26 protein-coding genes and 1 riboswitch are annotated in these 22,059 nt (G+C 71.5%); of the genes, 9 read left to right on the top strand and 17 right to left on the bottom strand.

Annotation, left to right across the window (positions count from 1 at the left end; all coding sequences use genetic code 11):
- Positions 1-32 precede the first annotated feature (32 nt).
- From fabI to IF12_RS0108270, 5 genes are all read right to left on the bottom strand, one after another.
- Complete coding sequence (fabI, locus tag IF12_RS0108290; protein WP_030156757.1) at positions 33-815, bottom strand: enoyl-ACP reductase FabI; 783 nt, start codon at positions 813-815, stop codon at positions 33-35.
- Between the two features lie 63 nt (positions 816-878).
- Entirely contained in the window at positions 879-1,583 is a 705-nt protein-coding gene (locus tag IF12_RS0108285; RefSeq protein ID WP_030156754.1) for a beta-ketoacyl-ACP reductase, read from the bottom strand.
- A gap of 109 nt (positions 1,584-1,692) precedes the next feature.
- Entirely contained in the window at positions 1,693-2,643 is a 951-nt protein-coding gene (locus IF12_RS0108280; protein ID WP_030156752.1) for a VWA domain-containing protein, read from the bottom strand.
- 33 nt (positions 2,644-2,676) lie between these two features.
- Positions 2,677-3,636, bottom strand: a complete 960-nt coding sequence (locus IF12_RS0108275; RefSeq protein WP_030156749.1) for a DUF58 domain-containing protein — start codon at positions 3,634-3,636, stop codon at positions 2,677-2,679.
- Between the two features lie 4 nt (positions 3,637-3,640).
- Positions 3,641-4,714, bottom strand: a complete 1,074-nt coding sequence (locus IF12_RS0108270) for a MoxR family ATPase (RefSeq protein ID WP_030156747.1) — start codon at positions 4,712-4,714, stop codon at positions 3,641-3,643.
- A 360-nt stretch (positions 4,715-5,074) separates the two neighbouring features.
- Between IF12_RS0108270 and IF12_RS0108265 the strand changes: the two genes are divergently transcribed.
- The 4 genes from IF12_RS0108265 (at position 5,075) to IF12_RS0108250 (ending at position 7,985) form a co-directional block, all read left to right on the top strand.
- On the top strand, positions 5,075-5,638 hold the full coding sequence (locus tag IF12_RS0108265; protein ID WP_030156744.1) for a hypothetical protein: 564 nt from the start codon (positions 5,075-5,077) through the stop codon (positions 5,636-5,638).
- 88 nt (positions 5,639-5,726) lie between these two features.
- Positions 5,727-5,927 (top strand): hypothetical protein, encoded by a 201-nt coding sequence (locus IF12_RS0108260; RefSeq protein ID WP_030156741.1) that lies wholly within the window; start codon positions 5,727-5,729, stop codon positions 5,925-5,927.
- Positions 5,928-5,934: 7 nt separating this feature from the next.
- Positions 5,935-6,441: a PH domain-containing protein gene (locus IF12_RS0108255; protein ID WP_030156739.1), complete on the top strand. Its 507-nt coding sequence runs from the start codon at positions 5,935-5,937 to the stop codon at positions 6,439-6,441.
- Positions 6,438-7,985 (top strand): PH domain-containing protein, encoded by a 1,548-nt coding sequence (locus IF12_RS0108250; RefSeq protein ID WP_166659591.1) that lies wholly within the window; start codon positions 6,438-6,440, stop codon positions 7,983-7,985. The genes IF12_RS0108255 and IF12_RS0108250 overlap by 4 nt, the downstream gene beginning before the upstream one ends.
- Positions 7,986-7,988: 3 nt before the next feature.
- On the opposite strand, the gene hisG is transcribed toward IF12_RS0108250, so the two are convergent.
- Positions 7,989-8,834: an ATP phosphoribosyltransferase gene (gene hisG, locus IF12_RS0108245; protein WP_030156734.1), complete on the bottom strand. Its 846-nt coding sequence runs from the start codon at positions 8,832-8,834 to the stop codon at positions 7,989-7,991.
- A gap of 20 nt (positions 8,835-8,854) precedes the next feature.
- Positions 8,855-9,118, bottom strand: a complete 264-nt coding sequence (locus IF12_RS0108240) for a phosphoribosyl-ATP diphosphatase (protein WP_030156732.1) — start codon at positions 9,116-9,118, stop codon at positions 8,855-8,857.
- Positions 9,119-9,334: 216 nt separating this feature from the next.
- Here IF12_RS0108240 and IF12_RS0108235 point away from each other — a divergent pair, with 216 nt between their 5' ends.
- A complete protein-coding gene (locus tag IF12_RS0108235; protein WP_030156731.1) occupies positions 9,335-10,042 on the top strand; it encodes a hypothetical protein in 708 nt (235 codons plus the stop codon).
- A gap of 31 nt (positions 10,043-10,073) precedes the next feature.
- Here the strand turns inward: IF12_RS0108235 and IF12_RS0108230 are convergent, their stop codons facing one another.
- Positions 10,074-10,883, bottom strand: a complete 810-nt coding sequence (locus tag IF12_RS0108230; RefSeq protein WP_051704123.1) for a TetR/AcrR family transcriptional regulator — start codon at positions 10,881-10,883, stop codon at positions 10,074-10,076.
- A 110-nt stretch (positions 10,884-10,993) separates the two neighbouring features.
- Between IF12_RS0108230 and IF12_RS0108225 the strand changes: the two genes are divergently transcribed.
- Positions 10,994-11,923: an NmrA family NAD(P)-binding protein gene (locus IF12_RS0108225; protein ID WP_035748698.1), complete on the top strand. Its 930-nt coding sequence runs from the start codon at positions 10,994-10,996 to the stop codon at positions 11,921-11,923.
- 159 nt (positions 11,924-12,082) lie between these two features.
- On the opposite strand, the gene IF12_RS0108220 is transcribed toward IF12_RS0108225, so the two are convergent.
- Positions 12,083-12,370, bottom strand: a complete 288-nt coding sequence (locus IF12_RS0108220; RefSeq protein WP_030156728.1) for a DUF1905 domain-containing protein — start codon at positions 12,368-12,370, stop codon at positions 12,083-12,085.
- A gap of 61 nt (positions 12,371-12,431) precedes the next feature.
- Complete coding sequence (locus IF12_RS0108215; RefSeq protein ID WP_231492455.1) at positions 12,432-12,905, bottom strand: SgcJ/EcaC family oxidoreductase; 474 nt, start codon at positions 12,903-12,905, stop codon at positions 12,432-12,434.
- Positions 12,906-12,957: 52 nt separating this feature from the next.
- Between IF12_RS0108215 and IF12_RS0108210 the strand changes: the two genes are divergently transcribed.
- Both IF12_RS0108210 and IF12_RS0108205 read left to right on the top strand, forming a co-directional pair.
- Positions 12,958-13,413: a MarR family winged helix-turn-helix transcriptional regulator gene (locus IF12_RS0108210; protein WP_030156726.1), complete on the top strand. Its 456-nt coding sequence runs from the start codon at positions 12,958-12,960 to the stop codon at positions 13,411-13,413.
- A gap of 79 nt (positions 13,414-13,492) precedes the next feature.
- Positions 13,493-14,938, top strand: coding sequence for a glycosyltransferase family 39 protein (locus IF12_RS0108205; RefSeq protein WP_030156723.1), 1,446 nt, complete (start codon positions 13,493-13,495; stop codon positions 14,936-14,938).
- A 6-nt stretch (positions 14,939-14,944) separates the two neighbouring features.
- Here IF12_RS0108205 and IF12_RS0108200 read toward each other — a convergent pair whose 3' ends face one another.
- Entirely contained in the window at positions 14,945-15,385 is a 441-nt protein-coding gene (locus IF12_RS0108200) for a VOC family protein (protein ID WP_030156721.1), read from the bottom strand.
- 96 nt (positions 15,386-15,481) lie between these two features.
- Between IF12_RS0108200 and IF12_RS0108195 the strand changes: the two genes are divergently transcribed.
- Complete coding sequence (locus IF12_RS0108195) at positions 15,482-16,072, top strand: TetR/AcrR family transcriptional regulator (RefSeq protein ID WP_030156718.1); 591 nt, start codon at positions 15,482-15,484, stop codon at positions 16,070-16,072.
- Positions 16,073-16,123: 51 nt separating this feature from the next.
- On the opposite strand, the gene ribH is transcribed toward IF12_RS0108195, so the two are convergent.
- The 6 genes from ribH to IF12_RS0108165 form a co-directional block, all read right to left on the bottom strand.
- Complete coding sequence (gene ribH / locus IF12_RS0108190) at positions 16,124-16,603, bottom strand: 6,7-dimethyl-8-ribityllumazine synthase (RefSeq protein ID WP_030156716.1); 480 nt, start codon at positions 16,601-16,603, stop codon at positions 16,124-16,126.
- Between the two features lies 1 nt (position 16,604).
- On the bottom strand, positions 16,605-17,915 hold the full coding sequence (locus IF12_RS0108185) for a bifunctional 3,4-dihydroxy-2-butanone-4-phosphate synthase/GTP cyclohydrolase II (RefSeq protein WP_081913395.1): 1,311 nt from the start codon (positions 17,913-17,915) through the stop codon (positions 16,605-16,607).
- A complete protein-coding gene (locus IF12_RS0108180) occupies positions 17,912-18,535 on the bottom strand; it encodes a riboflavin synthase (protein WP_051704122.1) in 624 nt (207 codons plus the stop codon). Before IF12_RS0108180 ends, IF12_RS0108185 begins: the two co-directional genes overlap by 4 nt.
- 88 nt (positions 18,536-18,623) lie before the next feature.
- Positions 18,624-18,766: riboswitch (FMN riboswitch) on the bottom strand.
- A gap of 67 nt (positions 18,767-18,833) precedes the next feature.
- Complete coding sequence (locus IF12_RS0108175) at positions 18,834-19,817, bottom strand: diguanylate cyclase (protein ID WP_081913393.1); 984 nt, start codon at positions 19,815-19,817, stop codon at positions 18,834-18,836.
- A 7-nt stretch (positions 19,818-19,824) separates the two neighbouring features.
- Positions 19,825-20,520, bottom strand: a complete 696-nt coding sequence (gene rpe, locus IF12_RS0108170) for a ribulose-phosphate 3-epimerase (RefSeq protein WP_030156706.1) — start codon at positions 20,518-20,520, stop codon at positions 19,825-19,827.
- Between the two features lie 79 nt (positions 20,521-20,599).
- On the bottom strand, positions 20,600-21,985 hold the full coding sequence (locus IF12_RS0108165) for a glycoside hydrolase family 6 protein (protein WP_030156704.1): 1,386 nt from the start codon (positions 21,983-21,985) through the stop codon (positions 20,600-20,602).
- Positions 21,986-22,059: the final 74 nt, after the last annotated feature.

The following is a 22,059-nucleotide window of genomic DNA, read 5'->3' as shown; positions in this document are numbered from 1 at the left end:
GACTGCTCATGGTCGGGGAACCGGCGGCTCCGCTACGACTCGGTGCGCTCGACCCCGACGGCGTGGAAGCCGCCGTCGACGTGGAGGATCTCGCCGCTGGTCGCGGGGAACAGGTCGGACAGGAGCGCGGCGACGGCCTTGGCGACCGGCTCGGAGTCGGTGAGCGACCAGCCGAGCGGGGCGCGCTTGGTCCAGGCCTCCTCGAAGGCCTCGAAGCCGGGGATGGACTTCGCGGCCATGGTGCGCTGCGGGCCCGCCGAGACGAGGTTGACGCGGATGCCCTTGGGGCCGAAGTCGCGCGCGAGGTAGCGGTTGGCGGACTCCAGGGCGGCCTTGGCCACGCCCATCCAGTCGTAGACCGGCCAGGCCTGGCTCGCGTCGAAGGTGAGGCCGACGATGGAGCCGCCGTTGCCCATGAGCGGCAGGGCGGCCATGGCCAGGGACTTGTAGGAGAAGGCCGAGACCTGGACGGCGGTGGCGACGTCGTCCCAGGGGGTGTTCAGGAAGTTCCCGCCGAGCGCCGAGGGCGGGGCGTAGGCGATGGAGTGCAGCACGCCGTCGATGCCGTCGACGTGCTCGCGGACCTTGGCGGCGAGGCCGTCGAGGTGCTCGGCGTCGGTCACGTCCAGTTCGATGACCGGGGCGGGCTTCGGCAGCTTGCCGGCGATGCGGTTGACCAGGGAGAGGCGTCCGAAGCCGGTGAGGACCACTTCGGCGCCCTGCTCCTGCGCGTACTTGGCCACGCCGAACCCGAGGGACTGCTCGGTGATCACCCCGGTGATGAGCAGCCGCTTGCCGTCCAAGATTCCAGACATGTCTTCCTCCGTCGTCACTGTTCGTTCTCGAAAACTGTTGAGGCCCAGGGGCTTTCGCGGGGCCTAGTGGCCCATGCCCAGGCCGCCGTCGACGGGGATGACCGCGCCGTTGACGTAGGCCGCGGCGTCGCCGGCGAGCCAGGTGACGGCTCCGGCGACCTCCTCGGGGGTGGCGAAGCGCTTCGCCGGGATGTTCGCGAAGTAGGCGTTGCGCTGCGCCTCGGGCAGGGCGTCGGTCATGTCGGTCTCCACGAAGCCGGGCGCGACGACGTTCGCGGTGATGTTCCGCGAGCCGAGTTCGCGGGTGATGGACCGCGCGAGGCCGACCAGGCCCGCCTTCGAGGCGGCGTAGTTGGTCTGACCGGCGTTGCCGTAGAGGCCGACGACCGAGGAGATGAAGATCATGCGCCCGTGCTTGGCGCGGAGCATCTTCGAGGAGGCGCGCTTGGCGACCCGCCAGGCGCCTTTGAGGTTGGTGTCGACGACGCGTTCGAACTGCTCCTCGCTCATGCGCAGCAGGAGCGTGTCGTCGGTGATCCCGGCGTTGGCGACGAGGGTCTCGACGGGGCCGAACTTGGCCTCGACGTCGGTGAAGGCGGCGTCGACCGAGGCGGCGTCGGTGATGTCGCACTGGACGCCGTAGAGGCCGTCGGGGGCGCCGGAGCCGCGGTGGGTGACGGCGACGTTGTCGCCCTGGGCCGCGAAGGCCCGGGCGATCGCGAGGCCGATCCCGCGGTTGCCTCCGGTGACGAGGACCGTGCGCGCCATTGTTCGAACTCCCTCATGTTCTTTGTACGAAGCCACCGACGATCGTAGCGACGGGCCGCCGCGGCGGCGAAGGGGCCTTCACGCACCGTGTGGTATCCGCCTCAGACGATCAGGTGAGCCGGGAGGTCCAGGCGAGGCTGAGGCCGGCCGCGGTGAACAGCAGGACCATGGCCGAGCCGACGAACCACTGCGAGACGTCCTCGGCGATGGTGCGGTAGCCGAGGGAGGAGCCCATGTCCTCGTAGACGGCCCGGAGCTGCTCGACGGTGACCGCCTCGTAGTACTCCCCGCCGGTGGCGTCGGCGAGCCCGGCGAGGGCCTCGCGGTCGACCGGGACCGAGACGAGGTCGCCGTCGAGTTCGATGATGCCCTCGTCGGTGCCGAAGGCGACGGTGGAGACGGGGATCTCAGCGGCGGCGGCCGCGTCGGCGGCCTCCTCGACGGTGCGCCCGGCCGTGCGGTAGCCGTCGGAGAGCAGGAGGATGCGCGCGGGGGCGAGCTCGCCGGTGGCGTCGGCCAGGACCTGCTGGACGGCCTGGAGCGAGGCGAAGACCGCGTCGCCGGTGGCGGTGGCCTCGGCGAGGGTGAGGCCGTTGATCGCGGAGGTGACCTCGGCGCGGTTCTTGGTGGGGGGCACCACGACCGAGGCGTAGCCGGCGAAGGAGACGAGCCCGACGTTGTACTGCTCGGGCAGTTCGGCCACGAAGTCGGCGGCGGCGGACTTGGCCGCGTCGATGCGGGTGGGGTCCACGTCGGTCGCCATCATCGACAGCGACACGTCGATGGCGAGGATGACCGTGGCCCGCTCCTGGGGCTCCTCGACGTCCACCGCGGGGCGGGCCATGCCGCCGACCAGGAGGGCCAGCGCGATGACGAGGAGGCCGGCCGGGAGGTGGCGGCGCCAGCCGGGCAGGCGCGGCACGAGTTTGGCCAGCAGGGCGGCGTTGGCGAACCTGACGGCGACCCGCTTGCGGGCGAACTGGGCCCAGACGTAGACGGCGGCGAGCGCGGCGACGGGGATGAGCGCCAGGAGCCACATCGGGTCGAGCAGGCGGATCAAGGGTGCTCCTTCGGAGGTCGGTGTCGGACCGGGTCAGCGGTAGGCGGCGAGGTGGCGGCGTTCGGCGACGAAGGCGGCGATGTCGCGCAGCCAGTCCGAGCCGGTGGACAGGCGCAGGTGGGCGGCGCCGCCGGAGCGGATGCCGGCGGCGATGCGGGCCCTCTGGGCGGCGGCGGCCTCGGCGTAGCGGGCGCGGAAGCGGGCGTTGCCGGTCTGGACTTCGACGGAGGCGCCGGTCTCGGGGTCCATGAGGTCGACGACGCCGACGTCGGGGAGGGCGAGTTCGGCCGGGTCGAGGATCTCGACGCAGAGGACCTGCTGGCGGACGGCGAGGCGGCGCAGTTCGCGGACCCAGCGGGCTTCGCCCGCCGGGCCGTACTCGTCTCCGAGACCGTGCTGCTGTTCTTTCCGGACTTCGTCCTCCAAGAAGTCGGAGATGACGATGGCGAGGCCGCGGCGGCGGGCGTGGCGGCGGGTCTTGTCGATGAGGTCGGCGAGGCTGTGGCCCGGTGCCTCGGCGATCGGGCCGGAGGCGCGGGGCAGGCTCGTGATGGCGCGCAGGAGCGAGCGGGCCCCGCCGCGGCCGGGGCGCGGGGGGATGGCTTTGGGCGGGCCGCCATCGGTGACGACGGCGCCGATGCGGTTGCCGCCGCGTCCGGCGAGGTAGGCGAAGGCGGCGACGGCGCCTTCGGCGAGTTCGCGTTTGAGCATGCCGACGGTGCCGAAGTCGAGGCTCGGGGAGAGGTCGATGGCGAGCCAGGTCTCGAGTTCGCGGTCGGCGACGGTGGTGCGCACGTGCGGGACGGTGGTGCGGGCGGTGACGGGCCAGTCCATGCGGCGGACGTCGTCGCCGGCGCGGTATTCGCGGGCCTCGCCGGCTTCGGAGCCGGGTCCGGGCAGCAGGCCGAGGTAGTCGCCGTGGAGGAGCCCGTCGAGGCGGCGGGTGACGAGCAGTTGCAGGCGGTCGAGGGCGCGCAGGTCGGCGAGGTTCACGCGGTTACCAGGCGCCCGGCTGCTGCGGGCTGACGGCGGCGCGGGGCGCGGCGTCCTGGCGGGGGGTGACGGTGGGGGCGGGGACGGCCGCGAGGAGTTGGGCGACGAGGCGGTCGGCGCCGATGCCGTCGGCCATGGCGTCGTAGGAGAGGACGAGGCGGTGGCGCAGCACGTCGGGTGCGATGTCGTCGAGGTCCTGCGGGAGGGCGTAGTCCCTGCCGCGCAGGAGGGCGATGGCGCGGGTGGCGCGGATGAGGCCGAGGGAGGCGCGGGGGCTGGCGCCGTACTGGATGTGGTGGCTGATGGCGCCGAGTCCGGCGGCGGCGGGGTTGCGGGTGGCCATGACGATGCGCACGGCGTAGTCGACGAGCGCGTTGTGGATGAACACGCCGTCGGCGGCCTGCTGGAGGCGCAGGAGGTCGTCGGTGTCGAGGATGCGGTCGGGGACGGGGGTGTCCACGCCCATGCGGAAGACGATCTCGCGTTCTTCGGCGTCGGTGGGGTAGCCGACGTTGATCTTGAACAGGAAGCGGTCCCGCTGGGCTTCGGGCAGGGGGTAGACGCCTTCCTGCTCGATGGGGTTCTGGGTGGCCATGACGAGGAAGGGCTTGGGGAGGCGGTGGGTCTGGCCGCCGATGGAGATGCGGCCTTCGGCCATGACCTCGAGCATGGCGGACTGGACCTTCGCGGGGGCGCGGTTGATCTCGTCGGCGAGGACGAAGTTGGTGTAGACGGGGCCGAGTTCGACGTCGAAGGTCTCGGTGGACTGGCGGTAGATGCGGGTGCCGACGATGTCGGCGGGCACGAGGTCGGGGGTGAACTGGATGCGCTGGAACTCGGCGCCGACGACGCCGGCCATGGTCTCGACGGCGAGGGTCTTGGCGACGCCGGGGACGCCTTCGATGAGGCAGTGGCCGCGGGCGAGGAGGGCGGCGAACATGCGCTCCACCAGGGCGTCTTGACCGACGATGACCTTCTTGATCTCGAAGAGCGCCTTCTCCAGCAGGGCGGCGTTCTCCGCGGGAGTGGGCACGCCGCCGGGGCGGTCCTTCGAACGGTCGTCCTCGGGTGATGCCATGAGGGCTCCTTCACGCGCTTCGGTCTGGTGCTGTCGATACTAATTCGCCCGTTCCCCACTCGCAGGGGCCCGCGGGGACCGGTGTGGCGCGCCCGCACCGGGTTTTGTCAGGAACCCGACAATTGCGGCCGAACCCCTTGCGGCACAGCAGGTCTAGACTGCCTCATGGCCGTTTCGAGGTTTCGGGAAGGGCCTTTCGCCCCAAGGATGGCACGCCGCGCCGATTCAATCCGTTGCTGCGAAATGTCGGAGCGCTATGCTTTCTGCAAGCCGCACGACTTCCCCCGTGGTCGTGCGGCTCTCCTGTACCTCCAGTCGGCAGGCCCGCGATCGCGGCCCGCCGGCACTAGAATTCCACTCATGCCCCGTCGCCGCCAGGCCCTGCTGCTTCCCGGACGCAACTACAGCGTCCAGGGCCCGCTGTTGATGTACACGCACGTGGCGTTGCAATCGCGTGGCGCCCATACGTATCCGATCGTGTGGAACGACGTGGACCGGCTCGCGGCGGACGCGCAGACGCTCATCGAGGGCGTGTGCGAGCAGACCGAGGCGGTGCTCGACCGGGTCCACAACGACGACCCGCCGCTGCTGGTCGGCAAGTCCATCGGGACCGCCGCCTCCGTGCTGGCGGCCCACCACGGGCTCCCGGCGATCTGGTTCACCCCGCTCCTCCAGCACTATCCGATCGTGCAGGCCCTGCGCCGCTCGACCGCGCCGTTCCTGCTCATCGGGGGCACGGCCGACCCGGCCTGGAACAACGCGCTGGCGAAGGAGCTGCCCGGGGAGGTCTGCGAGATCCCCGGCGCCGACCACGGCCTGTTCATCCGCGGCAGGCCGCTGGTGGAGTCCGCGCACGCGCTCGCGGACGTGATCGAGGTGGTCGAGGCGTTCATCGACACCGCGGTGTGGCCGCGCCACGGGTGAGGACCGCTCTACGGCGCCTGCGAAGGAATGCGCCACTTTTCGCGCTCGCGGGCGGCGCGGGCGCGCGGCGGGGACGACAATCGCACTTGTGACCGCTGATGCCGATACCCCCGTCTGCTCCGCCAGGGGCTGCCGCCTGGACGCGGCGTGGATGCTGCTGTGGCGCAACCCGCGCCTGCACGACGCCGACCGCGTCAAGCGCTGGGCGGCCTGCGAGGAGCACCTGGAGACCCTGCGCGGGTTCCTGACCGCGCGCGGGTTTCCCTGCGAGACCGAGAAGGTGGAATGATCGAGTCATGAGCCCGAGAGCGACCCCGATCTGGGACCTGTGGCCCGCCGGCCTGCGTTGGCAGCCGATGTCGCGGCAACTGCGCACGGTGTGGGTGCTGCGGAGCCTGCTGAACCTGTTCATACTCGCGGTGCTCGCGTCGGTGCCGCTGACGATCTGGCTCGGCTGGGAGGGTCCGCTGTGGGCCCTCGGCGGCTACGTGGTGATCGCGGGGCTGCGGGCGTTCACGGTGGTCCGCGTCGTCGCCTCCTGGGGCTACGCCGAACGCGAAGAGGACTTCCTGGTGCGCCACGGGCTGCTGACGCGGCGGCTCAACATCGTCCCTTACGGACGGATCCAGCTCATCGACCTCTCGGCGGGGCCCATCGAGCGGATGTTCGGCCTCACCACCGTCAAGGTCCGCACCGCGGCGCTCGGATCGACCGTCGAGGTGCCCGGGCTCGACCCGCACGTGGCGGCGGCGCTGCGCGACCGCCTGGCCGTCCGCGCCGCCGAGGTCCGGGAGGGCCTGTGAGCGGGGACCGCCCGGAGGACGCCGCGCCCGAGGACGGGACGCACGCCACTCCCCCGCAGTGGGAGGAACCGGCCACAGTGGCCGAGGGAGCCTTCGAGGGCCCGGGCGAGAACGGTGCCGCCGCAGCGGATCACGTGCAGTTCCAGCAGGAAGCGCCGCCGACCGGGACCGTCCGCCAGCGCCTGCACCCGCTCACGCCGCTGCTGGAGAGCTTCCGGTTCTTCATCGCCGCGGCGGCCGCGGCGGGCATCAACGTGTTCACGACCGGGAACTTCCTGTTCGCGGTGTACATCTCGGTGTTCGCGGCGGTCGCGGGCGGGATCGCGAGCCTCATCGCGATCCAGTACCGGGGCTTCGTGATCTGGGGCCGGGAGCTGCACATCTACGCGGGCGTGTTCACCCGCAGCCACCGGACGGTCCCGCTGGACCGGCTCCAGTCGGTGGACCTGGTGCGCCCGATCCGGGCGCGGCTGTTCGGGTTGGCGCAGTTGAACATCGAGGTCGCCGGGGGCGACGGGACGGACGCGCGCCTGGCTTACCTGAAGGTGGACCGGGCGCTGGCGTTGCGCGCGGAGCTGCTGGCGATCGCGGGCAGGCCGGTGGCCCCTGAGGCGCCCGCTGCGGACGAGGCATTGCCGGAAGGAGCGGAGCCGGCGGCGACGGGTGCGGCGCTCGACGAGGTCGTGCCGACGGTGACGGCGCGGCGGCTCGCGTTCGCCTCGCTGCTGGAGGCGCTGCCGGTGCAGGTCACCGCGTTGGCGGTGATCGGTTCGGCGTTCGCGATCAGCGGGGCGATCTTCGGGTTCGGCAACGTGGTGACGACGGTGTGGGTCGGGTTCTTCGCGCCCGCGCTGCTGGGGTACCTCCAGAGCACGATCTCGACGGTGAACAAGTTCCTGCGCAACTGCCGGTTCCGGCTCAGCCGCGACGGCGGGAACCTGCTGGTCGAGCGGGGCTTGACGGACACGAGCCACGGGACGGTGCCGGTCGACCGGGTCACCGCGGTCTCGTTCGACGAGCCGGTGCTGTGGCGTTCGCGCGGCTGGCGGCGCGTGCAGGTGTGGACGGCGGCGGTGGCGCAGCAGGGCGGCTCGGGCACGTCCGAGTCGACGATGCTGCTGCCGGTCGGCGGGGCCGAGCTGGTGGCCCGGGTCGCGGTGGAGGCGGTGCCGGAGCTGGACGTGGCCTCGACGCTCGATCCTGAAGCGGTGGCGCGTCCGCCGCGGCGGGCGCGGTGGCGGATGCCGTTGCGGTGGAAGCGGACCGGTGCGGCCCTTCAGGAGCGGGCGTTCGTGGTGCGCGGCGGGCTGCTGGTCAACACGTACACGGCGGTGCCGTACGCGCGGATTCAGGCGGTGGACGTGGTGCAGGGCCGCGTCCAGCGGATGCAGGGTCTGGCGACGGTGCGGGCGATGACGGCCGGGAACCTGTGGCACGACGCGGTGGCGGCCCATCGCGATGTGCGCGAGGCGGTCGCGATGGCCGCGGAGCTGCGGGAGCGGGCCGACGCGGCCGCCGCGCTGGAGCGGCCGCGTCTGTCCTGAGCGCTACAGGCGGCAGGCGTCGATGTTCGAGGCGAGGATGCCGCGGGCGCCGATCTCGTAGAGGGCGTCCATGACGCGGTGGAGGTCGGCGCGCTCGGTCATGGACTGGACGGCGACCCAGCCTTCGCGGTGCAGCGGGGAGATCGTGGGCGATTCGATGCCGGGGGTGAGTTCGACCGCGGTCTCGAGGATCTCGGCGCGCACGTCGTAGGCGAGCATGACGTAGGAGCGGGCGACGAGCACGCCGCGCAGGCGGCGCAGGAGCTGGTCGACCGAGGAGGGCGCGCCGTTGCCGGTCTTGCGGAGCAGGACGGCCTCGGAGCGCATGATCGGGTCGCCGAAGACGGCGAGTCCGGCCTGCTTGAGGGTCGTGCCGGTCTCGACCACGTCGGCGATGGCGTCGGCGACGCCGAGGGCGATGGCGTTCTCGACCGCGCCGGCGAGTTCGACGATGGCGGTGGTGACCCCGTGGGCGGCGAGGTCGCGCTCGACCACGCCGGGGTAGGAGGTCGCGATGCGCTTGCCGTCGAGTCCGGCGACCGAGTCGACGGTGCCGGGGCGGGCGGCGTAGTGGAAGGTCGAGCGGCCGAAGCCGAGCGAGAGGACCTCTTCGACCTCGGCGCCGGAGTTGACGGCGAGGTCGCGGCCGGTGATGCCGAGGTCGAGGTCGCCGGAGGCGACGTAGGTGGCGATGTCGCCGGGGCGCAGGTAGAAGAACTCGACGCCGTTGTCGGCGTCGACGGACTGGAGGTCGCGGCTGGAGCGGCGCTGGCGGTAGCCGGCCTCGGTGAGCATGTCGGTGGCGCCCTGGGAGAGCGCGCCCTTGTTGGGCACGGCGATGCGGAGCATGCGGATGGGCCTTTCGGGGATCAGAGGTACCGGTAGACGTCGTCGATGCTGATGCCGCGGGCGACCATCATCACCTGGAGGTGGTAGAGGAGCTGGGAGATCTCCTCGGCCGCGGCCTCGTCCGACTCGTACTCGGCGGCCATCCAGACCTCGGCCGCCTCTTCGACGATCTTCTTGCCGATGGCATGGACGCCCGCGTCGAGGGCGGCGACGGTGCCGGAGCCCTCGGGTCGGGTCTGTGCTTTCTCGGCGAGTTCGGCGTAGAGCTGCTCGAAGGTCTTCACGACCGGGAATTCTACGCCGCGAGGGAGCGCGGGCCGACGCCGACGCGGCCCGGCTACCGCAGTGCGGGACGGCCGAGACCGGGATCACGCTGGGGTACAGGTGGGGCAAACCGGGACTAGACATTAATTTGGGCGTGTGGTCTAATTAATATATCGACATTCGTCAACATGAATGCCGGTGACTGAAACCGCAACTGAGAGAAAGGCGTGCTCGTCATGCGACGCAGATCGCTCCTCACCGCCGCTCTGGCCGCCCCCTTGGCCACCGCCGGCGCCGTCGGCGCACTCCAGTCCCCCGCGCAGGCCCAGACCTGGTCCTCGGACGACCAGTGGGGCAACTGGACGACCGGGCCCTACACGCTCTACAACAACATCTGGGGCTCGGGCGCGGGCTACCAGTCCATCTGGGCGAACTCGCAGTCCGACTGGGGCGTATGGGCCGACCACCCGAACACCGGCGGCATCAAGTCCTACCCGAACGTCTCGTACACGCTCGGGCGCAACGTCTCCAACATGGGGAGCGTCTCCAGCTCCCACAGCATCACCGTGCCCACCAGCGGCTCGGGGCTGGCCTACAACAGCGCCTACGACGTGTGGGGCAACGGCCACGACCACGAGATCATGATCTGGACCCAGTGGCACGGGCCGGTCGGCCCGCTCGGGTCCCACGAGGGCCAGTTCAACCTCGGCGGGCGCAACTGGGACTACTTCCAGGGCAGCAACGGCGCCAACCCGGTCTACAGCTTCCTGGCGACCTCGCAGTCGACGAGCGGGTCGGTGGACATCACCGCGATCTGCCAGTGGCTGGTGAACCAGGGCCGGATGCCGAACGTGCGGATCGACCAGATCCAGTTCGGCTGGGAGATCACCTCGGCCGCGGGCGGCTACGACTTCCGGGTGAACAGCTACTCGCTGTCGACCTAGGAGAAAGGCGGGGGCCGCAGGGCCCTCCGCTCTAGGGTTCGCGGGCGCCGGCTTTGCCGGGTCGGGGTTCGCGGGCCTCACGGGCGGAGGGCCCCGCGGTTCTCCGCTTGTCGCGGAACGCCTTCTGGCGGCACGCCGACGAGCAGTACGTGGCGGGGCGGCCGGTCGGCGAGAGCGACAGGGCGCCGCCGCACACCGGGCAGTTCCGTTCCGTTTCGTTACGGGAGCCGAGTGCGGTCGCGGTTTCGTTATGCATCCCGGGGTTTCGTTTCGGACCGGGACGGAGGCCGTCGAACAGGATCTCGGTGAGCACCCAGGCCCGCTCGGGCGACTCGAGGGTCTGGGCCATGGCCACGAAGCCGAGCATCAGGGCCCGCGCGTCCTCCACGTCCAGGTCGTCGCGCACCTCGCCGGCCTCCTGGGCGCTCGCGAGCAGCGAGGCCAGGGGCGAGTCGATGACGCAGCGGCCCTCGGTCGGCAGCGGCCGGCGCCACTCCCCCCGCGAGGCCAGGGCCTCGCAGATCGCGCGGTTCGCCAGCGCCTGGTCGGAGACGTGCCGCAGGAACGCGAAGAATGCCGCGCCGGGCGCGCACTCCTCGCGCAGGGCCCGGCCGCGGGCGGTGAGCTGCTCGGTGCGCAGGTCGAGGACGGTGGCCATGAGCGCGTCCTTGGTCGGGAAGTGCCGGTAGACGGTGCCCGCGCCGACGCCGGCGGCGGCGGCGATCTCCCCCAGGGAGACCGCGGTGCCGCGCTCGCCGAACAGGCGGTCGGCCGTCTCCAGGACCTTCTGGCGGTTGCGCTGGGCGTCGACGCGTTCGGCGCGTTTGGCCGCGGTGTGCAACGGGTGCCCCTCTCGCGATCGAAAATAAACGGGTGTACTGTTCCGTTTCAGGAACCGGGTCGTCGACTCCGATACTAGTCGGCGGCCCCAGGAACGGAAAGGAGCCGCGCATGGCAGCCGGCAGCACCGAATCCACCGCGAAGACCGTCCTCGTCACCGGCGCGACCGGACGCCAGGGCGGGGCCGTCGCCGCTCGCCTGCTCGCCGACGGCTGGAAGGTCAGGGCCCTCACCCGGGACGCCTCCGCAGCGAAGGCGCGGGCGCTCGCCGAGGCGGGCGCCGAGGTCGTGACCGGCGACCTGGACGACCGGGCCTCGCTGGACCGGGCCGCCGAGGGCGCCTGGGGCGTCTTCAGCGTCCACGCCGGCTCGTACGAGGGCGGGCCGTACGGCGACGACCTGGAGCACGAGGCGCGCGCGGCCGCGAAGCTCGGCGCGGCGGCGAAGGACGCCGGGGTGCGCCACGTCGTGCACTCCTCGGCGATCGGGGTCGGGATGCCGCTCGAGGGCGAGATGGACATGCTGGGACGCAAGGCCGCCGCCGAGGCGGCGCTGCGGGAGACGGGGCTGGCGCTGACGGTCCTGCGGCCCACCGCTTTCATGGAGAACACCTTCGACTCGCCGCGCGAACTCCAGAACGGCGCGCTCGTCTCCACCCTGTGGGCCGACACGTACGAGCCGCTCATCGCCGCCGACGACATCGCGGCGTTCGCCGCGATCGCGCTCGCCGATCCCGTCGCGCACGCCGGGAAGGCCTACGAGCTGGCCGGGGACGACCTGACGCAGGTCGAGAAGGCCGCCTTGATCGGCCGCGTCGTCGGGCGCGAGGTGCCGTACACCGCCGTCCCGATCGAGGTGGTCCGCGAGTCGAGCCCGTCGACGGCGAAGATGCTCACGGCGATCAACGAGACCCGGTTCGCGGTCGACATCGCGGCGCTGCGGCGGATCCACCCGGGCCTGCTCACGTTCGAGCAGTGGATGACCGGGGTCGGGAAGCCGCTGGTGGACGCGTACTTCGCGCGCGTCGACGCCAGGGGGTGATGACGAACCCCGGCGAGTCGGTGTCCGAGTCCATTCGTTCGCTCACCGTGCGCATCGCACGGCTTGCAAGCGTCGCCGAAGCCGCGGCGGGGCCTTCGAGTACTGGGGTTCTTTCGAAAGCCCGGCAGCAAAGCGAGCGCAGATGGGCCGCACGACGCCCTAGGTGAGGCGCTGGGACAGGTGGACGGTCACCTCGGCGCCGGCCTCGCCCTTGCCGATGGCCTTGCACAGGGCCGCGCGCACCGGCAGCCAGTGCGGGCCCTGCCCTGAGGGCATGAGGGTCGCGGCGAACTCGTGGCCGTCCAGCGTCCCGGTCACCTTCACCGCTTTGCGGGTGCCGAGCAGCTCGGCCGAGCCGGGCACGGTCAGGTAGGTCGGGAAGGAGCCGTCCTTCTCGATCCGCGCGGTGAAGGTGTAGTCGATGGCCTGCGGCTTCGGGTCGCTCATGTCGTCTCCTCTGTCGGTCTCCCCGGTGCAGACGAGCCGGGGCCCGCGAAATCATCGCGGCTCACACCGGGGCGGTCTCGCGCGCGAACGCGAACTGGATCCGCTCCATGATCGTCCTGCGTTTCGTGTTGTGGAACGCGGCGATCCGCCATTCGCCGTCGTCCTCGCGCACGACGGTGTAGGTCTGGACCTTCGTGAGCTTGGCGTCCTCGGGCCGCCTGCCGTGCTTGTAGACGTCGCCGCGGCTGGTGACGACCGCGGCGCCGGGTCCGGCGGGGCGGATGTCGACGATCCGGTCGGCGAGTTCGGTGCCCAGGAGGAACTTCTCGAACAGGGCCCGGTGGGCGCGGACGATCTCCTCGCGGCCGCGGTAGAGGGTGCCGACGAAGGTGACGTAGGTGGCGTCGGCGGTGAAGCTCGCGCCGTAGGCCTCGGCGTCCCCCTGGCCCCAGGCGGCGACCGTGCGGTCGATGAGCGCGGTGACGGCTTCGGTGTCCATCGGCTCCCTTTCTGGTAGCTTGAGCAATGGTTGCATCAGTTCATTCTCTGCATTGATGCAGATATTAGCTTAAGGAAGGGAATCAGTCGTGTCAAGTCCCGACTTCGCGAAGCTCGGCGCCGTCTACCCGCGCTACCTCAACGCGATCGTCCTCCACGGCCTCGCCACCGCGCAGGCCGTCGGCATGGGCCCGACCGACCTCTACGCCGTCGGCACGCTCTCCTTCTACGGGCGCATGACCTCCGGCGAACTCGCCGCCAAGACCGGCCTCACCACCGGCGCCACCACCCGCCTCATCGACCGCCTGGAGGAGCGCGGCCTGGTGCGCCGCGTCCCCGACCCGACCGACCGCAGGCGGGTCCTCGTCGAAGCGGTCGAGGCCGAGGCGATCGAACTCGACACCGTTCTGGCCCCCGCCCGCGAACGCCTCGCCGAAGTCTTCGCCTCCTGCTCCCCCGACGAGATCGCCTTCCTCACCGACCACTTCGAGCGGGCCGCGCCCGCCTTCCACGAGGCGATCGAGACGATCCGGGACGCCCGATGAGCTTGCGCGGCACCGCACCCTGCGGGATGCTCTGAGGACACCGGGGACTCCCGTGCCCCTCGATCCCGAAAGGCCCCGCATGCGACCCCTCTTCCGCCTCCACCCGGCGCTCGCGAGCCTGGTCCTCACCGCGGTCCTCGCCGCGACGAACGCCGGATACGACTACCACCGCGACGAGCTGTACTTCCGGATGCTCGAACCGGCCTGGGGACACGTCGACCAGCCGCCGCTCACCCCGCTGATCGGGAAGGCGGCGATCGCGCTCTTCGGCGACACCGTGTGGGCCATGCGCGTCCCGGCCGTCCTGTGCATGGTCGCGGTCCTGTGGCTGGCGGTGCTCACCGTCCGCGAACTCGGCGGCGGCAAGGCCGCGCAGGCGCTCTGCGCGTGGGGCCTGGCGTTCGCGGGCGTGGCCCTCGCCTTCGGGCACCTGCTCTCGACGGCCACCGTGGACCTCGTGGTGTGGGCGGCCGTGCTGCTCTTCGCGATCCGGGCCCTCACGCGCGATGCGCGCTGGTGGCTCGCCGTCGGCGCGGTCACCGGGGTCGGCCTCTACAACAAGCACCTGGTGGTCCTGCTGCTGCTCAGCGTCGCGGTCGCGCTCCTCGCGGTGGGCCCGCGCCGGGCGCTGGCCTCGAAGTGGCTGTGGGCCGGGGTCGCCCTGGCGCTGGTCGTCGGCTCGCCGAACCTGATTTACCAGGCGGTCAACGGCTGGCCGCAACTGGAGATGGCCTCGGCGATCAACGAGACCGACGGCGCCGAGAACCGGATCCTGCTGCTGCCGTTCCAGTTCGTGCTGCTGGGGACCTTCCTCGTGCCGGTCTGGATCGCCGGGATCGTCGCGCTGCTGCGCAGGCCCCAGTGGCGCCCGGTCCGCGCTCTCGCCGTGGCCTATCCGATCCTGCTGGTGGTCACGTTGGCGACCGGCGGGCAGTTCTACTACCCGATGGGCCTGCTCATCGCCCTGTACGCGGCCGGGTGCGTGCCGGTGGCCGCCTGGGCGGCCTCCAGGGGGCGCCGGGTCCTCCTGGTGGCCGCGGTCGGCCTGAACACCGCCGTCTCCGCGGTGGTCGCGCTGCCGCTGATCCCCGCCGAGTCGGTGGGCGAGACGCCGGTCCCGGCGATGAACTCCTCGGTGCCCGACCAGATCGGCTGGCAGGCGTACACCGACCAGGTGCAGGCGGTGTACGACGGTCTCCCGGCCGGGACGGAGGCGATCGTCATCACCGCGAACTACGGCGAGGCCGGGGCCCTGGACCGCTTCGGCGAGGATCTGCCGCCGGTCTACAGCGGGCACAACCAGTTGCACGAGTACGGGCCGCCGACCGAGGCGGCGGACACGGTGATCACGGTCGGGCTGCCGCTGGCGCGGGTGAGCCGATACTTCGATTCCTGCGAAGCGGTCGCGGTGCTGGACAACGGGATCGGCGTCGAGAACGAGGAGCAGGGCCGGACCGTCGGTGTCTGCCAGGGGCCGAACGGGACCTGGGAGGAGCTGTGGCCGGCGTTCCAGCACTACAGCTGAGCGCGGCTACGCGTCCGGGGCATGCCCCGGGGCGTACTGCTCGGCGTAGTCCCCGGTCGCCGGGACGACCGTGATGACGTCGATCATGACGCCGTCGGGGGCCTCGACGATGAAGTGGCGCTGACCGAACTCCTCGGTGCGCAGCGGCAGGAGCTCGCGCAGGCCCGCCTCGCCGACGAGGCGGCGGTGCTCGGCGTCCACGTCGTCCACCTCGAAGTTGAGGATCAGACCGCCGCTGAGGGCGGTGCGATGGCCTTCGGGCACGGTCGGGTGCGCGGCGTCGAGGAGCGCGAGCTCGTAGTGCGGCGCGTCGGGCCGGTGCAGGCTCACGTACCAGTCGGCGGTGAACGTGGCCGCGAAGCCGAAGTGGCGGACGTAGAACTCGTGCGCGGCGGCGACGTCGCCGGTGGCGATCACCGGATAGAAACTGCTGAGGCTGGTGCCCATGGCGGATCTCCTGCTGAGTGGGTCGGTTTCACATACCTTCGGTATGTGAGTCTCGATGTTAACATACTCCGGGTATGTGAAAAAGGAGGGCGAGGCGTGGCAGTCACGAGGACCGAGCAGCGGGCCGCGACGCGGCGGGCATTGCTGGCGGAGGGGCGCCGCAGGTTCGGCGCCGAGGGGTACCACGAGGTGGTGCTCGCCGAGGTCGCGCAGGCCGCCGGGGTCACCAAGGGCGCGGCCTACCACCACTTCGGGAGCAAGCTCGGGCTGTTCAGGGCCGTGGCCGCCGAGGCGCAGGAGGAGCTGGGCGAGCGCGTGGCCGCCGAGGCCGACCGGCACGAGGACCCGTGGGAGCGGCTGCGGGCGGGGTGCCGGGCCTTCCTCGCGGCCGGGTCGGACCCGGACGTGCGGCGCATCCTCCTGGTGGACGCGCCGACCGTGCTCGGCTGGGACGAGTGGCGGGCCATGGACGAGGAGTCCTCGGCGCGGCACCTGGCCGAGGCCCTCGCCTCGCTCGTCGAGGCCGGCGTCATCGCGGACGAGCCGGTCGAGCCGCTCGCGCGGCTGCTGTCGGGGGCGATGAACGAGGCGGCGCTGTGGCTGGCGCGCACCGACCGCGAGCGGGCGCGCGAGGACACCGAACGGGCGCTGGACCGGCTGCTGGACGGACTGCGGACCGGGGAATGAGCAGCCGCACCCGTTGCGGGGCAACGGGTGCGGCAGGAGTGCGGAGTCGGCCTACTCGCGAGCGTCGAGCGAGCGGATCGCCAGGGCCGCGCCGAGCGCGGCCACGACCGCCTCGTAGCCCTTGTCCTCGGTGGAGTCGGGGAAGCCGGCGCGGGCGAGCGCCTGCTCCTGGTCGTCCACGGTGAGCACGCCGTGGGCCACCGGCGTCGACTCGTCGAGCGCGACGCGCGTGAGCCCTTCGGTGACGGACTTGCACACGTAGTCGAAGTGGGCGGTGCCGCCGCGGATGACGGTGCCGAGCGCGGCCACGGCGTCGTACCTGCGGGCCAGCGCCTGAGCGGCGACCGGCAGTTCGACCGCGCCGGCCACATGCAGGACCTTCACCTCGGCGACTCCGGCGTCGGCCGCGGCTTCGAGGGCCCGCTTGAGCAGCTGGCCCACCACCGACTCGTTCCAGTCCGTGGCGACGATGCCGAGGGTGAGCCCGGACGCGTCGGGCGCGTGGACCTCGGGTGCCCCGTGTCCGGCCATGTCAGGCCGCCTTGCAGGAGGAGACGGGCGCTTTCGCGGCGGGCTCGATCGGGACCGGCGCGGCCGTGACCGGCGCGGTGACGACCGGCTCGGCCAGGGGCAGGTCCGCGAGGAGGTGCCCCATGCGGTCGCGCTTGGTCGTCAGGTACGCGAGGTTGTCGGGCGTGGCGTAGGTCGGCAGGGCGACCCGGTCGAGCACTTCGAGGCCGTGGCCCTCGATCCCGGCGCGCTTCTCCGGGTTGTTCGTCAGCAGCCGCATCGACTTGATGCCGAGGTCCTCGAGGATCTGCGCGCCGATGGCCCAGTCGCGGGCGTCGGCGGGCAGGCCCAGTTCGAGGTTCGCGTCCACCGTGTCGCGCCCCTGGTCCTGGAGCTGGTAGGCCTGGAGCTTGTGGACCAGGCCGATGCCGCGGCCCTCGTGGCCCCGCATGTACAGGACCACGCCACGGCCCTCGGCCTCGATCGCGCGCAGCGCGGCCTGGAGCTGCGGGCCGCAGTCGCAGCGCAGCGAGCCGAACGCGTCGCCGGTGAGGCACTCGGAGTGGACCCGCACGAGCACGTCCCGGCCGTCGCCGATGTCGCCCTTGACGAGGGCGACGTGCTCGTTGCCGTCGTACACCGCGCGGTAGCCCACGGCCGTGAACTGCCCGGCCTCCAGAGGCAGGCGGGCCTCGGCGAGGCGCTTGACGTGCACCTCGTTGCGCTGGCGCCAGGCGGCGAGGTCGGCGACGGTGATGAGCGCCAGGCCGTGCTCGTCGGCGAAGGCGCGCAGCTCGGGCAGGCGCATCATCGAGCCGTCGTCGTTCATCATCTCCGAGATGGCCCCGATCGGGGCCTTCCCGGCGAGGCGGGTGAGGTCCACGGCCGCCTCGGTGTGGCCGCGGCGCACGAGCACCCCGCCGTCCTTGGCGCGCAGCGGGACGACGTGGCCGGGCCGGTTGAGGTCGGTCGCGAGCGTGTCCGGGTCGGCGAGGACCCGGATGGTCTGGGCGCGGTCGGCGGCCGAGATGCCGGTGGTGACGTTCTTGCGGGCGTCGACCGAGACGGCGAAGGCGGTGCCCTTGTTGTCCTGGTTCGTGTGGTGGGCCGGGGGCAGGTCGAGCCGGTCGGCGGTCGCCGAGGGCATGGCGACGCAGATGTAGCCGCCGGTGTGGCGGATGGTCAGCGCGACCAGCTCGGTGGTGGCGTCCTCGGCGGCGAAGACGAGGTCGCCCTCGTTCTCGCGGTCGGCGTCGTCGGCGACGATGACGGGCCTGCCCGCGGCGATCGCCGCGATGGCGTCCTCCACGGCGTCCAAATGGATGTCGTTCATCGGGGGCCTCTCTCGTCGGACGCCTGCGCGGGCGCGAATGCGGTTGAGCCTTGAAGGAGTTTCTCGACGTGCTTGGCGACGACGTCTGTCTCGATGTGGACCTGGTCGCCGACCTGCTTGCGGCCCAAGGTGGTCGCTTCCAGGGTGGTGGGGATCAGGCCGACGGTGAACTCGTCGCCTTCGATCGCGGCCACGGTGAGGGAGGTGCCGTCGACGGTGATCGACCCCTTCTCGACCACGTACTTCGCCAGGCCGGCGGGGAGGCGGAAGGAGACTTCCTCCCACTCGGCGGCCGGGGTGCGCTTGACGATCTCGGCGACGCCGTCGACGTGGCCCTGCACGAGGTGCCCGCCGAGGCGGGTGGTGGGGGTGGCGGCGCGCTCGAGGTTGACCCGGTCGCCTTCGCGGAGTTTGCCGATCGCGGTGCGGCGGTAGGTCTCCTCCATGACGTCGGCGGTGAAGACCTCGTCTTCGACGGCCACGACGGTGAGACAGACGCCGTTGACGCTGATGGAGTCCCCGAGGGCGGCGTCCGAGGTGACGAGCGGCCCGCGGACGGCCAGGAACGCTTCACTGGCCTTGACGACTTCGCCGAGTTCTTCGACGATTCCGGTGAACACGGATGGAACTCCCTACCTTGCGAGGCGGTGCGCACGCAGGCGGGGGCAAGAGGATTCCGCGCAGAGCGCCCACGGGTGGACTCCTGCGCTGCGTCTGCTCCCATCCGGACTTTGACCGTCGGTCCTGGAATCTCACCAGGTCAACCGTCCGCTGGTTGCGGACGGGTCGCGGACTCGCGGCTTGTCGCCGCTCACCGCCGGCTCGGAGTTTCACCGACCCCGCTGACGCGCGTTTGCTACTAGGAATTGTGCCACGGTCGGATCGAGGTGTCCCTATTCCGTGAGTGTCGTCTCACTGTCACCCGTCGTTCGTCCAGAATACGGGCCTTCTGCCCGTTTTGCCCGGGGAACGGCCCTCGGGGAAGGCCACGAAGTTCCCGGTGTGGGACTTCGCGACGCTCTTGAGGGTGGTGGCCTCGGCGACCGCCTCGTAGGCGTCGGCGAAGCGGCGGACGGTGGAGAGGGCGACGCCGGTGGAGAGGGTGGGCAGGCGCGAGCGGGTCATGCGGCGGCTGCGGTCGGCGTGCTCGATGTAGCCGCGCTCGACGTCGCGGGGGTCGCACAGCTGCTTGACGCGGCGGGCGAAGTGCTCGTTGAGGAAGCCGGTGACGGCCTCGGCGTGCTCGGGGGCGCACAGGATCGTGAAGTCGTCGCCGCCGACGTGGCCGAGGAAGACCGGGGCGGCCCCGGCGTCGCCGGCGGCGGCGTAGACGCACTCGGCTAGGCCCTTGATGAACTCGTCGCCGCGCACGAAGCCGTACACGTCGTTGACGGCCTTGAAGTGGTCGATGTCGATGTAGCACAGGGCGAACGGGTCGCCGCGTTTGATCCAGGCCTGGAGTTCGCGCAGGATGCGGTCGTTGCCGGGCATCCCGGTGAGCGGGGAGGACTCGCGGATCTCGCGGTGGCGGCGGATCGCCGAGCCGATGCGGGCGGAGACCTCGGCGGGGTCGAAGGGCTTGGCGATGTAGTCGTCGGCCCCGGCCTTGAGGCCGGCGATCTTGTCGGCCGAGGAGGCCTGCGCGCACAGCAGGATGATCGGCAGGCTCGCGGTGGCCGGGTCGGCGCGCAGCTGCCGGGTGAGGGCGAGGCCGTCGATGAACGGCAGGTCGGCTTCGAGCAGGACGATGCCGGGGCGGCGCAGGGCGATCCCGGCGAGGGCCTGGTAGCCGTCGCGGGCGAGCGCGGTGTCGAAGCCGTCGGCTCTCAGGCGTGCGGCGAGGAATTCGGCGATCTCGGGATCGGCGTCGGCGATGAGGACCAGATCAGGGGTGGCTGGCATGGCCGGCTCATCCGGATGATCGCGCCGCGTCGGCGCGGGCGCGAAGGCGCCGTGCCGCATCGGCGGGGTCGGCCGCGCCGTAGACCGCGGTGCCGGCGACGAACGCGTCGGCCCCCGCCTCGGCCGCGGCGGCGATGGTGTCCTCGGCGATGCCGCCGTCGACTTCGATGCGCAGCTCCAAATGGCCGCTGCGGGCGTGGGATCGGGCGGTGCGGACCTTGTCGAGGAGTTCGGGCAGGAACGACTGGCCGCCGAAGCCCGCCTTGATCGTCATGATCAGGAGGGTGTCGAACTCGGGGAGGAGGTCGAGGTAGTCCTCGACGGCGGTGTCGCGGTCGATGGCGAGCCCGGCCTTGGAGCCGGCCGCGCGCAACCGCTTGGCGAGCGTGACGGGGTCGGCGGCGGCCTCGGCGTGGAAGGTGACGTTGTAGGCGCCGAGTTCGGCGTAGCCCACGGCCCACCGGTCGGGGTCCTCGATCATGAGGTGGCAGTCGAGCGGGATGTCAGTGGCGGCCTTGAGCGCCTTGACGACCGGGGGTCCGAGCGTCAGGTTCGGAACGAAGTGGTTGTCCATGACGTCGACGTGGAGCCAGTCGACGGCCCCCTCGACGGCGTCGGCCGCCTCGGCGAGGCGGGCGAAGTCGGCCGCCAGCAGACTCGGGGCGATGACGGTGTCGGCCTGCGCCGCTTGGAACTGTGCCACACGGACAGTGTAGGTCGCGAAACCGCGACGCAGGCCGGACGTCTCAACGCTTGTGAGACTCAGGTCGAGTTTCGACCCGTCAGCACGCGAATTCGAGGTCGGCCGCGGGGCCGGAGGCCACGAACCCGAACACCTCCTGGGTCTGGCCGGCGGCGATGGTGCCGTTCCAGCCGACGTCGGAGGCGGTCACGGTCGAGCCGCTCGAGGAGAGCTGGACGTTCCAGCTGCTCTCGATCGACTGCGAGCCGGGCCAGGTCCACGAGAGGGTCCAGCCGTTGACGGCCTGCTCGGTGGTGATGAAGACGTTGCCCTGCCAGCCGGTGCCCCAGTCGCTGACGACCTGGATGCGGGCGGTGCAGTCCCCTTCGGCCGGTCCACCGGTGGTGGGGTCGTCCGTCGGCTCGTCGGTCGGGTCGTCGGTGGGCTCGTCGGTCGGCTCGTCCGTGGGCTCCTCGGTGGGGCCGTCGGTCGGGTCGACGTCGCCGGGCCAGTCGGAACCGGCGTTGTTGGCGAGCTCGTAGGCGATGTCGGCGACGAACTGCCCGGCGCTGCCGGCGCAGCCGTCGGCCTCACCGGGGAGCTTGACCCACAGGAAGGCGTCGACGCCCGCGACGCCGGTCGAGGTGGTCGGGAAGGCGCCGATCGCGCGACCGGCCGGGTCGCACCACTCGGCTCCCAAGGGGCCGTTGCCGTTGCGGCTGGTGTCGATGACCGCGCCCTTGTCGGATCCGATGATGTTCTGGATCTCCTGGGCGTAGCCGGCGGACTCCTCGCTGGTGCGGTAGTTCGAGGTGTTGAGCGCGAAGCCGTCGGCGTACTGGACGCCGGCGTCCTGGAGGCGCTGGGCCGCGACGGAGGGCGCGAGCCAGTCCGAGTGGCCGATGTCGATGTAGACGTGGGCCTGCGGCGAGGCGGCCTTGAACGCCTGGATCGCGTAGGTCAGGGACTGGTTGATCTCCTGGCGCTCGGCGTCGTTGGAGCAGTTGTGCGGGAGCGTGTCCGGCTCCAGCACGAGGTACGCCGGGCCCGAGAGGCCGGACGCGAACGCGTCCACCCACTGGCGGTAGGACTGGTGGTCGGGGGCGCCGCCGCCGGAGTGGCCGCCGCAGTCGCGGTTGGGGATGTTGTAGACGACCATGACCGGCGCCGCGCCGTCGGCGGCCGCGCCCGCGACCACCTCCGCGACCTGGCTCTGGATCGTGGCGGGGTTGTGCTGGGTGAACCAGTTGCCCGCCGGGGTCTGCGCGATGCGGTCGTTGATCAGGCTCGCGCGGGAGTCGCCGGAGTTCAGGGAGACCCAGCGGGCCGCCTGCGTGTCCGGGTTCGTCCACAGTGCCTGCGCCTGTGCTGCCTCTGCGTCCTGCGCGCCCGCGTTGGGGCTCAGCAGGAATGCCGCGCCCAGCGCGGTGGCCGCCGCTGTCGCCGCGCCCGCGACGATGGCCGCGAGTCGTTGTCGTCGTTGCATGTCGGTGCTCCTTGGGGTCTTTTCATGCCGGAAACCCGGAGAACATTTACCTTTGTCAATGTATGGTAGCGCTA

Source organism: Glycomyces sp. NRRL B-16210 (genome assembly GCF_000719515.1).
Classification (GTDB): domain Bacteria; phylum Actinomycetota; class Actinomycetes; order Mycobacteriales; family Micromonosporaceae; genus Glycomyces.
The sequence above is the reverse complement of the archived record's forward strand: the minus strand, read 5'-3'. Positions and strand labels throughout refer to the sequence as shown.